Source organism: Devosia subaequoris (assembly GCF_014197055.1).
GTDB lineage: Bacteria > Pseudomonadota > Alphaproteobacteria > Rhizobiales > Devosiaceae > Devosia > Devosia subaequoris.
In genome coordinates this window covers 388,000-400,398 of sequence record NZ_JACIEW010000001.1, presented here as the reverse complement: position 1 = coordinate 400,398, position 12,399 = coordinate 388,000, and the positions used below count along the sequence as shown (strand labels likewise).

Below are 12,399 nucleotides of genomic sequence, written 5' to 3'. Positions count from 1 at the left end.
CCTCGCAATGTCGCTGAAATACACCGCCATTCGTGCCAGCTTCGAGCTGCTCTGGCTCACCGGCATGCCGCGCCTGTTCCGGCTGTTGTCGCGCTCGCGCGGCGTGATACTCACTCTTCATCGGGTGCTGCCGGCGCCCCCGGCCGATTTCTCGCCCAATGCGATCCTGCAGGTGCAGCCCGATTTTTTGGACTATTGCCTTGAGCGACTGGACGAACTGGACATCGACATTGTCAGCCTCGATGAGGCGCTGGAGCGCCTGGCGAGCAGCAAGAAAGGCCGCCCCTTTGTCGTCTTGACCTTCGACGATGCGTATCGCGACAACCTTCAATATGCCTTGCCCATTCTGCGGGCACATGAGGCGCCCTTCACGCTTTACGTCCCGACAGCCTTCGTCGACGGCGTCGGGCAGCTCTGGTGGCAGGCCATCGAAGACATCATCGCCCGTCAGGAGGCCGTCGCCTTCAGCGAGGACGGCGAGACCGAATATGTCGAGACCCGGACCCTGGCACAAAAGAAAGAAGCCTTTGATCGGCTCTATTGGCGCCTGCGCAAACTGCCCGAACCCGAGCGTCTCGCACTTCTAAGCGATTTTACCGCCGCCTATGGCCATAATTTGCACAGGCAATGCCGCGAGCTCATCATGGACTGGCAGGAGCTGCGCCAGTTCGCTGGTGATCCGCTCTGTACTATCGGCGCCCACACCGTCCATCACTACGAACTGGCCAAGCTCTCGCTTGAGCAAGCGCGCAGCGAGATGATCCAGTCGGTCGATATCATCGAGGCCCAGTTCGGCATAAGGCCCGCGCATTTCTCCTATCCATTGGGAGGCCCGTTGTCCTGCGGTCCGCGCGAATTTGCCCTGGCGGGAGAGCTGGGCTTCCGCACCGCCGTCACCACTCGACCCGGTGGTCTCTATCCGCATCACTTGCACAAGCTGGCTCAATTGCCGCGCGTCTCTCTCAACGGGTATTTCCAGGCGCGGCGCTATGTCGACATCTTCGCCAGCGGCGGCTTGTTCACCCAACTTGGCAGATTGACTGGCTAAGCCTCGGAATCGATTCGCTTTAGTGATTGTCAGTTGGAGTTGCGTCTGGCTTTGCCATCCATTTGATGAGTGGCATGGCGGGGAGCATCCAGCCCATGCCGGCGATGATGAAGAACCCGATCAGCACCAGGCCGGGAAGTCCCTCGGGCAGTAGCAGATAGATTGAGGTCGCCAGGATCGACCACAGGATGATCGAACCGACCAGAAGGAAGGCGCCTATCAGTTTGCGGCTGCGCTGGCTCATGTGCGGCATCTGTGCTGTTGCGGGGCGATGTCGAGGGGACTACCACTCCCACACGCTTATCAAAACCGGAAACTGTGTCGTGACCCTCAAGCAAGATGCCGCACCGGGCCAAGTCAGCTTTGCCAGTGACCCTTTGCGCCCGGTGCGCATCTGGCTCTACGGGTTGGCCGCCTTTGTCCTGCTCATCGTGGTGGTTGGTGGCATCACGCGTCTCACCGGATCCGGCTTGTCCATCACCTCCTGGAAGCCCCTTTCTGGCGTCATTCCACCACTCAATCAGGCCGAATGGGAAGCCGAGTTTGAGGCCTACAGGCAGATCCCCCAGTACGCCGTACTCAACTCCTGGATGAGTCTCGACGACTTCAAGTTCATCTTCTTCTGGGAGTGGTTGCACCGCTTTGTCGCGCGGTTCCTCGGCGTGCTCTTTATCATTCCTTTCGTTGTCTTCCTGTTCCAGAAGCGCCTGTCACGCGACCTTGCCTGGCCACTTTTTGGCCTGTTTGTGCTTGGTGGTTTCCAGGGCGCCCTGGGCTGGTGGATGGTCTCTTCGGGCCTGACCGAGTTGACCTCGGTGTCCCAATACCGCCTGGCAGCGCATCTCACCGCGGCCGCCCTTCTGTTCGTCGCATTAATCTATGTGGCGCGCTCACTCTCGCCCGGCCGAGTCCTCGGGCGGGTCACCGGCTTTCACATGACCACTGCGGTCCTGCTGCTCGTTTTGATGACCCTGCAGATCGGGGCAGGGGCCTTCGTTGCCGGGCTCGATGCCGGCATGGGCTATCAGACCTGGCCGCTGATGGACGGGGCCGTCATCCCGGGTGGGCTGTTTGCCATGGAGCCAGCCTGGCGCAATCTGTTCGAAAATGCGCTGACGGTGCAGTTCATCCATCGAGGGATCGCCTATCTGATCGTGGCCTATACCGCCTACCTGGTCTGGCGCCGAAACAGCGATGGCGGCTTCGGCGGCGTCCATGGCTGGCTGCCGCGCATCGGGGCCATCGTGCTACTGCAGGTTGGCCTGGGCGTCGCGACACTGCTGATGAGTGTTCCCATCGGTTTAGCTGTGGGCCACCAGGCCCTTGCCTTCATGCTGGCCGGCCTATCCGTTGCCTATATTGCCGACATGCGTCGTGTGCGGTAAAATAATACCGCGACAGTAAGTCGTTGATTTTTATAGCAAAATAAATGGGTGTTGACGGTCCACGGAATCTCCCTTAGAGACCCCCTCGAACTGGCCGGTCCATGCGTGGGCCGGCTGCTTGAATCTTAGGGAATTCGCTTATGAGCACGTACTCGGCAAAACCGAGCGAGATCGAAAAGCAGTGGGTCCTGATCGACGCCGAAGGGCTGGTCGTGGGTCGCCTGGCATCGATCATCGCCTCGCGTCTGCGCGGCAAGCACAAGCCGACCTTCACCCCCCACATGGACATGGGTGACAACATCATCGTCATCAATGCCGACAAGGTGAAGCTGACCGGTCGCAAGCTGGACCAGCATCGCTTCTACTGGCACACCGGCTACCCCGGTGGCATCAAGGACCGCACCGCGCGTGAGCTGCTTGAGGGCCGCTTCCCGAACCGCGTCCTCGAGAACGCCGTTCGTCGCATGATGCCCGGTGGTCCGTTGACCCGCGCCCAGCTCAAGAACCTGCGCGTATACGCCGGTACCGAGCATCCCCATGAAGCGCAGAATCCGAGCAAGCTCGACGTTGCTGCGATGAACACCAAGAATGCGCGGGTGAAGTAATATGGCTGAAACCATCAACTCCCTCGAAGACCTCGGCACCACCGCAGCCGCTCCGGCTGTGAACACCGCTCCGGTCCACGAACAGAAGCTCGACAGCCTCGGCCGCGCCTATGCCACCGGCAAGCGCAAGAACGCCGTTGCTCGTGTCTGGATCAAACCGGGCAAGGGCACTGTCACCGTCAACGGCCGCGAATTCGCCAAGTACTTCGCTCGTCCGGTTCTGCAGCTCATTGTCAAGCAGCCGATCGTCGCTTCCGAGCGCCTCGATCAGTATGACGTGAACGTCACCGTCGCTGGTGGTGGTCTTTCTGGTCAGGCCGGTGCCGTTCGTCACGGTATCTCCAAGGCTCTCACCTACTTCGAACCCGCCCTGCGCCCGGTTCTGAAGAAGGGTGGCTTCCTGACCCGCGACAGCCGCGTGGTGGAACGCAAGAAGTACGGTAAGGCCAAGGCCCGCCGGTCCTTCCAGTTCTCCAAGCGCTAATCGCTGGATTATCGAGTTTTGCGAGGGGCCGGGAAACCGGCCCCTTTGCTTTGGGAGGAGCCATGTTCAGCCATGTGACAGTCGGCAGCGACGATCTTGAGCGTGCAGGCCGGTTCTATGATGCCGTGCTGCTGCCGCTAGGCCTTCATCGGCGCGCGGTGGAGCCCGATGGCGGGCCAGGGGCCCTCTGCTGGGTGGGCAAGACCCCATATCCGCGTTTTTATGTCTATGCACCGTTCGACGGGCGGGCGGCAGCACCAGGAAACGGCACAATGTTGGCCTTCATCGCGCCGAGCAGGGACGCTGTGATCGCGGCGCATACCGCCGGTTTGGCGGCTGGCGGTCGGGACGAGGGTGCGCCTGGTCTGAGACCGCATTACGCGCCCGACTATTTCGGCGCCTATTTGCGCGACCCTGATGGCAACAAGCTCCATCTAGTATTTCGGGCGGCACTGCTCACCTGATTGTCATGCCCAGTCTTGTCACGCGCTTTCACATCCTGATTCTCATCGTCACCCTGGCCATTGCCGGTGTCGCTGTCCTCAACATCCCTGAGGGCTACGCGTTCCCGGCGCATTGGCGCGGTTCGACCGTAGATTGGTTATGGCCGCGCAATCTCGCCCTGGCAGTCGCGCCGTCGCTGCAGCTTTTTCTTCTGGTAGCTTTCTTTCTTCTCGGCCGCGCGCTGACCAAGAACCAACTCGCCAAGACCCGGCATATCTTGGACCCGGCGCTGAGCCTGCTTCTGGCCGTCGCGGCGGCGTGCCAGCTCGGATTGCTCTTGAGTGGCATCGGCTCGGACATCGACATGTTCCGAATCACGGCATTTGGCCTGGCAGCCATTTTGCTGGTGCTGGCTGTCGTCATCTACGAGGCCGAGCGCCATTCCTATGCCGGATTGCGCATGCCCTGGCCCATTCCATCCGATCGCGCCTGGAAAGTGGTCCACCGCGTCAGCGGAATTGCTTCGGGGCTTGCCGCCATCGCATTGGCCTGGCTGGCCTGGACCGATCCGGGCTCGGGCACGCTGGTAGTCACTATGGCGGGGATCCTCGGCACGCTGCCCCTGCTTGCCGGCTTGGCTACGCTGACGACTCGCTCCATGCAGGACTAGCGCCACCCCACCATCAGCGTCTCCAGACCGTGGAAATGATAGACATCGCCATAGCGAGGCGGTTCCACGATCCGCAGTTTCGACAGTCGCTCAAACAACACACCCATCGCTTCTTGCAACTCAATGCGTGCTAGCGGCGCGCCGATGCAGAAGTGGATGCCGGCCCCGAAGCTGACATTGGCGCCATCTGTGCGGAACGGATCGAACCGGTCGGCATGGGCAAAGCGCGCGGGATCACGATTGGCCGCCCCCAGCATCAGCCCGATCACATCACCCTTGCGGAGCGGAATTCCATCCACCTCCGTATCCATCAGCGCATAGCGGGTAAACAGGTGCAACGGCGCATCAAAGCGGAGGCACTCCTCCACTGTCCTCTCCGCCTGTTCAGCCGTGGCGAACAGGTTCTGCGGGTCGATCCCGCTTTCGAGGATCGATTTCACTCCGTTGCCGGTGGTGTGCACTGTTGCTTCATGCCCGGCATTGAGCAGCAGAATGGCGGTCGATATCACCTCGTCATCGCTCAACACGTCGCCGTCGCGATCCGTGGTCAGCATATGGCTGAGCAGATCCTCGCGCGGTGCCTTGCGTCGTTCTGCGATCACATCGCGCAAATAGGCCGCAAAATCGGCCGCTGCTTGGTTGGCATCCAGTTCCGTCTCGCGGGTGACATTGTACATGTACATGGTCACCATGCGGTTGGACCAGTTGAGCAATTGCGGGGCCATCTCAGCTGGCAATCCGATCATTTCGGCGATCACGATGGCCGGAATCGGCGCGGCGAAGGCCTTGATCAGATCAACGCTCTCCTCGCCCTCGAACCCATCGATGATCTCGTGCGCCAATTGCCGGATACGCTGACGCAGTTGCTCCACTTGCCGCGAGACAAAGGCCCGGTTTACCAGCGTGCGGAGCCGCGTATGGGCCGGCGCCTCCAGGTTCAAAAGAGAATATTTCTCGGCGAGATCGAAGTCCGCAACGTGCGGCTTGGGCTCGGGCAAGCCGACCTCTTCGCGGCTTGCTACATGCAGAATGTCCCGCCCGAACCGCTTGTCGCGTAACAGGGCGCTGACCGATTTGAAGTCGGCAAAGCACCAATGCCCATACTCTTCCCAGAAGAACGCGGGGTGGCTGGCGTGCTGTCGCGCATAGAAAGGGTAGGGGTCCTGGTAGAATGCCGGATCCTGCGGCGCCGCGCTTGCGCTCAACTGCGAGGGAACATCGGTAATCGGCTTGACTTGAGTAATTGCGGCCATGTGCTCGGGCTAAGTTTTTTTTGATCGACTGATAGAATCTAGAGCCAGATGCCGGATCTGCCTATGCCCTCACGCCTTGCTCCAGTCGAAAAAATCGCTAGGAAGAGGGCGACAGTTTCGAGGAGCATAATTCCCGTGAGCGACATCACCTATTCCGAGGCAATCGACGCCATCTACGCCTCGATCCAGAACGACAACGAAGACCTCGATGTCCATATTGCAGCGCTCAAGGGCGCCATGGCGCGCGAGGGAGTCAAGGAAGCTACCTTTGAGACCTCCAAGCTGGCTCAGGGCAATCGTCAGGGGCGTAAGCTGATGCAGGCCTATTTCCGCAAGAAGGGCGTGCCGGTCGGATTCAGCTAAGTTGAGACAATTTGGCCGCATTCACCTTTCGGCCACAAGAAAGAGGCTAGAAACGGCCGGGCTATTGAAGCTTGCCCCATTGCCGCCTATCTCTGCCTTTACCGCCCATTAAGGTGGCATCGACTGCAATCAGCCAGTCGCGCTGATTCTATTTTCCGGCATGCCTAGCCCGTTCCGCCAGTGGTGCGATGGAGCAGGGGCATGTCCAAACCAACCAAGCCTGTCTTCCGGTCCGCGACCCGGGGCAAGGTCAAGGGGCAAACCATATGCGGGATCCGCACGATCTTTACATGAACACGCTCGTTCCCATGGTGGTCGAGCAGTCGAACCGCGGCGAGCGCGCTTTCGACATCTATTCGCGCCTGCTGCGTGAACGCATCATCTTTGTGACCGGCGTGGTCGAGGACAATATGGCCTCGCTCATTGTCGCCCAGCTTCTGTTTCTCGAATCAGAGAACCCGAAGAAGGAAATCGCCATGTATATCAACTCGCCCGGCGGCGTGGTGACGGCTGGCCTTTCCATCTACGACACCATGCAGTTCATCCGTCCGGCCGTCGCCACCATGGTCATGGGCCAGGCAGCGTCCATGGGCTCGCTGCTTCTTGCAGCCGGTGAATCGGGCATGCGCACCTCGCTGCCCAATTCGCGGGTCATGGTCCACCAGCCCTCCGGCGGCTTCCAGGGTCAGGTTACCGACATCCTGATTCATGCTAAGGAAGTCGAGGGTTTGAAGCGCCGTCTTAATCAGATTTATGAGAAGCACACTGGCCGTTCCTACGAGGAAATCGAGAACGCGCTGGAGCGTGATCGCTTCCTCTCACCCGAAGAGGCCAAGGCCTTCGGCCTGATCGATGCGGTCATGGAAAAACGCGCAGTGCCGGAGGCATCCGCCTGACTTGGCGCGCGTTAAGCACAATGCTGATGCGCCGTGGACTGTGATCCAAGCGCAATTGCACCGAGCCGGAACGGCCTTTAAGGTCGTTTCGGCTTAGACTTTCTTTATGCCTTAAGCGTTAGCCTGCCTGTTAACGCTTGATTTTGGGGGTGCTCAACCCCCGGGAGTGACTGGATGTCCAAAGAGACGACGAACGGCGAAACCTCCAAGAACACGCTTTACTGCTCGTTCTGCGGCAAGTCGCAGCACGAAGTGCGCAAGCTGATCGCCGGTCCGACCGTATTTATCTGCGATGAATGCGTCGAACTGTGCATGGACATCATCCGCGAAGAGAACAAGACCTCTATGGTCAAGTCCTCCGAGGGCGTGCCCACCCCTGCAGAAATCTGCAAGGTGCTGGACGACTACGTCATCGGCCAGTCCCGCGCCAAGCGCGTGCTCTCCGTGGCTGTCCACAATCACTACAAGCGCCTGCACCACGCGGCCAAGAACCAGGACGTTGAACTGTCCAAGTCCAACATCATGCTGATCGGCCCCACCGGTTCGGGCAAGACGCTGCTGGCTCAGACCATGGCGCGCATCCTTGATGTGCCCTTCACCATGGCCGATGCCACCACCCTCACCGAAGCCGGCTATGTCGGCGAGGACGTGGAAAACATCATTCTGAAACTGCTGCAGTCTGCCGACTACAATGTCGAGAAGGCCCAGCGCGGGATCGTCTATATCGACGAGGTCGACAAGATTTCCCGCAAGTCGGACAATCCCTCGATCACCCGTGACGTTTCGGGCGAGGGTGTGCAGCAGGCCTTGCTCAAGATCATGGAAGGCACCGTTGCCTCCGTGCCGCCTCAGGGCGGGCGCAAGCATCCGCAGCAGGAATTCCTGCAGGTGGACACGACCAATATCCTGTTTATCTGTGGCGGCGCCTTTGCGGGTCTCGAAAAGATCATTTCGGCGCGCGGCGAAGGCTCGGGCATTGGCTTTGCAGCCACCGTCAAGGACCCGAATGACCGTCGCGTTGGTGAAATGCTGGCCGAGGTCGAGCCTGAAGATCTGGTCAAGTTTGGCCTGATCCCGGAATTCATTGGTCGTCTGCCGGTCCTGGCAACGCTGGAAGACCTCGATGTGCCCGCGCTCATCGAAATCCTCACCGCGCCCAAGAATGCTCTGGTCCGCCAGTATCAGCGCCTGTTCCAGATGGAAGAGATCGAACTGACCTTCCACGAAGATGCCCTCAAGGCCATTGCCGAAAAGGCCATCGAGCGCAAAACCGGCGCCCGTGGTCTCCGCTCGATCATGGAAGGCATTCTGCTCGACACCATGTACGACCTGCCCTCGCTGGAAGGCGTGGAAGAAGTGGTGATCTCGGACGATGTCGTGAAGGGCAAGGACGTCCGTCCGCTCTACATCTACTCCGAGCGCAACAAGGACGAGGCGCCGGCAACGGCCTAGTGTCGCACCAACGAACATGTGAAAACGCCGGGCCCAGCGCCCGGCGTTTTTCTTTGTCCCTACCTGAAGAAAAGACAGTCCACGGCGTGGACACTAGTCCTGCGTCACGAACTCCACTGGTCCGGCCTCTTCACCCATGATCGAGCGCCCGAACAGGCTCGCCACCAGATCCACCATGAGCGTCGCTGTCTTGCCGCCATGGTCGAGGAAGGGATTTAGCTCCACCACGTCGAGCGAGCCGACCAGCCCGCTGTCATGCAGCATCTCCATCACCAGATGCGCCTCGCGATAGCTGAGGCCCCCCGGCACGAGCGTGCCGCCGCCGGGGGCGATGCTGGGATCGACAGAGTCGACGTCGAAACTGACATGCAGATGCGCCTTATCGGCTTTGGCCTTGTCGATCACATGCTGCATGGTTGCGACAATGCCGAGTTGGTCGAGCTTGCGCATGTCGATCACCTCTACGCCGCGCGCCTGCACCAGCTTTCTCTCTTCCCGGTCTACGGAGCGGGCCCCGAAAACCGTCACATTGCTCGGATCGATCCGCCCCAGCCAGTCGCCACGATAGCTCGCATCGAACTCCTTTTCCCCGCAGAGCAGCGCCAGCGGCATGCCGTGCAGATTGCCTGAAGGTGAGGTTTCGGGGGTGTTGTAGTCCGCATGGGCATCAACCCAGAGAACATGCACTGGCTTCTGCTTGGGCAGGCAATGCCTTGCCACAGCCGAAACCGTGCCTATCGCGATAGAGTGATCGCCTCCCAGAAATACAGGAAAATGACCCGAATCCAGAATTTTTACGCCGGCATTGCTGACCAGCTGCGCCAGCTCGAGGACATCGCCTTTGCGCTGCTCCACGGTGCGCCAGCTCAACGGGGTAGTAGACAAATCCGCATGCGAGTTGCGCAAATCGCCATGGTCGGCGACGTCAAGCTCGAGATCGATCAGCGCCTCGAGCAGGCCCGCCACGCGCAGGGCCTCTGGGCCCATGCCACAACCCCGCACCGAAGCACCTGAGGCGGTGGCAACACCGATAAAGTCTATTCGCCTGGGTCGGGTAGGGGGCATGTCTGGTTCCTCGACGGAGTGGAGCGTATCGGGCCAGACTGACATGACGATATGCAGGCAGGCCACCACATTCGTTTCGCAGCCAAGGCACACCCGTGTTCCGGTCTTTTGCACATATCTCCTGTGCGAAGTAACGCTAATGGTCACAAAACCGCTAAGCTTGACTTGCGGGCAGGGCGGTCCACCCTATTTATTAACCTGAATCGCCCAGCCTTCTAATGATTGGGCAGTCGCAATACGGGCGCGCTACCAGTTCCTCCCTCCGGCGCGCCCCGGAAAGGATATGTGATGTCGGAAGTTACCTCCACCGGCGAAACAAGCCGGGACCGGGTCTACCCGGTCCTCCCTCTGCGCGACATCGTCGTCTTCCCCGGCATGATTGTGCCGCTCTTTGTGGGGCGCGAGAAGTCGGTCAAGGCGCTTGAAGAAGTGATGCGCGACGACAAGCACATCCTCGTCGTGACACAGAAGAATGCGCAGGACGATGATCCAGCGCCCGACCAGATTTACCCCACCGGTACCATCGCCACCGTGCTGCAGCTCCTCAAGCTGCCCGATGGTACGGTCAAGGTTCTGGTTGAAGGGCTCAATCGCGCGACCATCGACAATTATCTACAGACCGAAGAATATTTCGAGGCTGAGGCTTCTGTGCTCCCCGAGCCTGAGGAAGATGCAACCGAGATCGAGGCTCTGGCCCGTTCCGCTCAGTCCGAGTTCGAGAATTACGTCAAGCTCAACAAGAAGATTTCGGCCGAGGTCGTTGCGGCCGTCGGACAGATCGAAGTTGCCAGCAAGCTGGCCGATACCATCGCCAGCCATCTGGTTATCAAAATTCCTGAGAAGGAAGAGCTGCTCGAAACCGTTTCGGTCATCGAGCGTCTGCAGAAGGTCATCGGCCTTATGGAAGGCGAGATCGGTGTTCTGCAGGTGGAGAAGCGCATCCGCTCCCGCGTCAAGCGGCAGATGGAGAAGACCCAGCGTGAGTACTACCTCAATGAGCAGATGAAGGCGATCCAGCGCGAGTTGGGCGATGGCGAGGACGGTGCCAACGAGATCACCGAACTTGAAGAGCGAGTCGCCAAGACCAAGCTCTCAAAGGAAGCCCGCGCCAAGGCTGAAGGCGAGATCAAGAAGCTCAAGGGCATGAGCCCGATGTCGGCCGAGGCAACCGTTGTCCGTAACTATCTCGATACGCTTCTGGGCCTGCCCTGGGGTAAGAAGTCCAAGGTCAAGCGTGACCTGTCCATGGCCGAGAAGGTCCTGGATGCAGACCACTATGGCCTCGAGAAGGTCAAGGAACGCATTCTGGAATATCTGGCCGTTCAGGCTCGCACCGGCACGCTCAAGGGTCCGATCCTTTGCCTCGTCGGCCCTCCGGGGGTCGGCAAGACCTCGCTCGGCAAGTCCATTGCCAAGGCCACCGGCCGTGAATTTGTCCGCATGGCCCTTGGCGGCGTGCGCGACGAAGCCGAAATCCGCGGCCACCGCCGCACCTATATCGGCTCCATGCCTGGCAAGATCATCCAGTCGCTCAAGAAGGTGGGCAAGAACAACCCGCTCTTCCTGCTCGATGAGATCGACAAGATGGGCCAGGACTTCCGCGGCGATCCGTCTTCGGCCCTGCTCGAAGTGCTCGATCCCGAACAGAACAACACCTTCAACGACCATTACCTGGAAGTCGATTTCGACCTTTCCGACGTGATGTTCGTGACCACCTCGAACACGCTCAATATCCCCGGCCCGCTGATGGACCGCATGGAGATTATTCGCCTCTCCGGCTACACCGAGGAGGAAAAGCATGCGATTGCCAAGCAGCACTTGATCCCGGAAACCGCCAAGGAAAACGGGCTGGCCGACGGCGAATTCGTGCTTTCCGACGAGATGCTGATGAAGACCATTCGCGGCTATACCCGCGAGGCCGGCGTGCGCAATCTCAAGCGCGAAATCTCCAAGCTGATGCGTAAGGCTGTCACCGATATTGTCCGAACCAAGGTCAAGTCTATCGAGATCACTGAGGAGAAGCTGGCCGAATACCTTGGGCCGATGATCTTCAAGCACGGCGAGATCGAAGCGGAAGCCCAGGTCGGTCTGGTGACCGGTCTGGCTTGGACCTCGGTCGGCGGCGAAATGCTCACCATTGAAGGCGTGATGACGCCGGGCAAGGGCCGCATGTCGGTCACCGGCAACATCAAGGAGGTGATGAAGGAATCGCTGACTGCCGCCCAGGCTTATGTGAAGTCTCGTTGTATCGACTTCGGCGTTAAGCCGCCCATGTTCGATACGCGCGACATCCATGTCCACCTGCCAGAAGGCGCCACCCCCAAGGATGGCCCCTCGGCCGGTATCGGCCTGGCCACGGCCATCGTTTCGGTGATGACCGGCATTCCGGTGCGCAATGATGTCGCTATGACCGGCGAGATCACCCTGCGCGGTCGCGTCCTGCCCATTGGCGGTCTCAAGGAGAAGCTCCTGGCGGCCTTGCGTGGCGGCATCAAGACCGTGCTTATCCCTGAAGAAAACGTCCGCGACCTCCAGGAGATCCCGGATATCGTCAAGGAAGGCATGGAAATCGTTCCGGTCTCCCGCATGGACCAGGTCATCGAGCGGGCGTTGGTGCGCACGCCCGAGCCGATCGAATGGGATTTCGACGCTGAACCGGCTGTGGCCGCCAAGGTCGACCCTGCTGATGATGCGGGTGCCAGCATCACCCACTGATATCGGTAAGTTTAGTATC

At 59.9% G+C, this 12,399-nt stretch carries 13 protein-coding genes; 10 read left to right on the top strand and 3 right to left on the bottom strand.

Features of this window, described 5'->3' with window-relative positions:
- Window positions 1–7: 7 nt before the first annotated feature.
- Entirely contained in the window at window positions 8–1,048 is a 1,041-nt protein-coding gene (locus GGR20_RS01960; RefSeq protein WP_183309539.1) for a polysaccharide deacetylase family protein, read from the top strand.
- Window positions 1,049–1,067: 19 nt separating this feature from the next.
- On the opposite strand, the gene GGR20_RS01955 is transcribed toward GGR20_RS01960, so the two are convergent.
- Entirely contained in the window at window positions 1,068–1,292 is a 225-nt protein-coding gene (locus GGR20_RS01955; RefSeq protein WP_183309538.1) for a DUF2842 domain-containing protein, read from the bottom strand.
- Between the two features lie 79 nt (window positions 1,293–1,371).
- On the opposite strand from GGR20_RS01955, the gene GGR20_RS01950 reads away from it, so the two are divergent.
- From GGR20_RS01950 to GGR20_RS01930, 5 genes are all read left to right on the top strand, one after another.
- Entirely contained in the window at window positions 1,372–2,433 is a 1,062-nt protein-coding gene (locus tag GGR20_RS01950; protein ID WP_253560031.1) for a COX15/CtaA family protein, read from the top strand.
- 140 nt (window positions 2,434–2,573) lie between these two features.
- Complete coding sequence (gene rplM / locus GGR20_RS01945) at window positions 2,574–3,038, top strand: 50S ribosomal protein L13 (protein WP_104894569.1); 465 nt, start codon at window positions 2,574–2,576, stop codon at window positions 3,036–3,038.
- Between the two features lies 1 nt (window position 3,039).
- Window positions 3,040–3,522, top strand: coding sequence for a 30S ribosomal protein S9 (rpsI, locus tag GGR20_RS01940; protein WP_183309537.1), 483 nt, complete (start codon window positions 3,040–3,042; stop codon window positions 3,520–3,522).
- Window positions 3,523–3,584: 62 nt separating this feature from the next.
- Window positions 3,585–3,986, top strand: coding sequence for a VOC family protein (locus GGR20_RS01935; RefSeq protein ID WP_183309536.1), 402 nt, complete (start codon window positions 3,585–3,587; stop codon window positions 3,984–3,986).
- 5 nt (window positions 3,987–3,991) lie between these two features.
- Window positions 3,992–4,636, top strand: a complete 645-nt coding sequence (locus GGR20_RS01930; RefSeq protein WP_183309535.1) for an SdpI family protein — start codon at window positions 3,992–3,994, stop codon at window positions 4,634–4,636.
- Here the strand turns inward: GGR20_RS01930 and GGR20_RS01925 are convergent.
- Window positions 4,633–5,889: a cytochrome P450 gene (locus GGR20_RS01925; RefSeq protein WP_183309534.1), complete on the bottom strand. Its 1,257-nt coding sequence runs from the start codon at window positions 5,887–5,889 to the stop codon at window positions 4,633–4,635. The two genes, GGR20_RS01930 and GGR20_RS01925, sit on opposite strands and share 4 nt — an antisense overlap.
- A gap of 135 nt (window positions 5,890–6,024) precedes the next feature.
- On the opposite strand from GGR20_RS01925, the gene GGR20_RS01920 reads away from it, so the two are divergent.
- From GGR20_RS01920 to clpX, 3 genes are all read left to right on the top strand, one after another.
- Window positions 6,025–6,252, top strand: a complete 228-nt coding sequence (locus GGR20_RS01920; RefSeq protein WP_183309533.1) for a hypothetical protein — start codon at window positions 6,025–6,027, stop codon at window positions 6,250–6,252.
- A gap of 266 nt (window positions 6,253–6,518) precedes the next feature.
- Entirely contained in the window at window positions 6,519–7,148 is a 630-nt protein-coding gene (locus GGR20_RS01915; protein ID WP_104894563.1) for an ATP-dependent Clp protease proteolytic subunit, read from the top strand.
- Window positions 7,149–7,322: 174 nt separating this feature from the next.
- Window positions 7,323–8,600 carry an ATP-dependent Clp protease ATP-binding subunit ClpX gene (gene clpX, locus GGR20_RS01910; RefSeq protein ID WP_183309532.1) on the top strand — a complete coding sequence of 426 codons (1,278 nt, stop codon included), beginning with the start codon at window positions 7,323–7,325 and terminating at the stop codon, window positions 8,598–8,600.
- A 93-nt stretch (window positions 8,601–8,693) separates the two neighbouring features.
- On the opposite strand, the gene rocF is transcribed toward clpX, so the two are convergent.
- The gene (rocF, locus tag GGR20_RS01905) at window positions 8,694–9,779 is read right to left on the bottom strand and encodes an arginase (RefSeq protein ID WP_253560034.1); all 1,086 of its coding nucleotides are present in this window, start codon (window positions 9,777–9,779) and stop codon (window positions 8,694–8,696) included.
- Between the two features lie 174 nt (window positions 9,780–9,953).
- On the opposite strand from rocF, the gene lon reads away from it, so the two are divergent.
- Entirely contained in the window at window positions 9,954–12,380 is a 2,427-nt protein-coding gene (gene lon, locus GGR20_RS01900; protein ID WP_183309531.1) for an endopeptidase La, read from the top strand.
- Window positions 12,381–12,399: the final 19 nt, after the last annotated feature.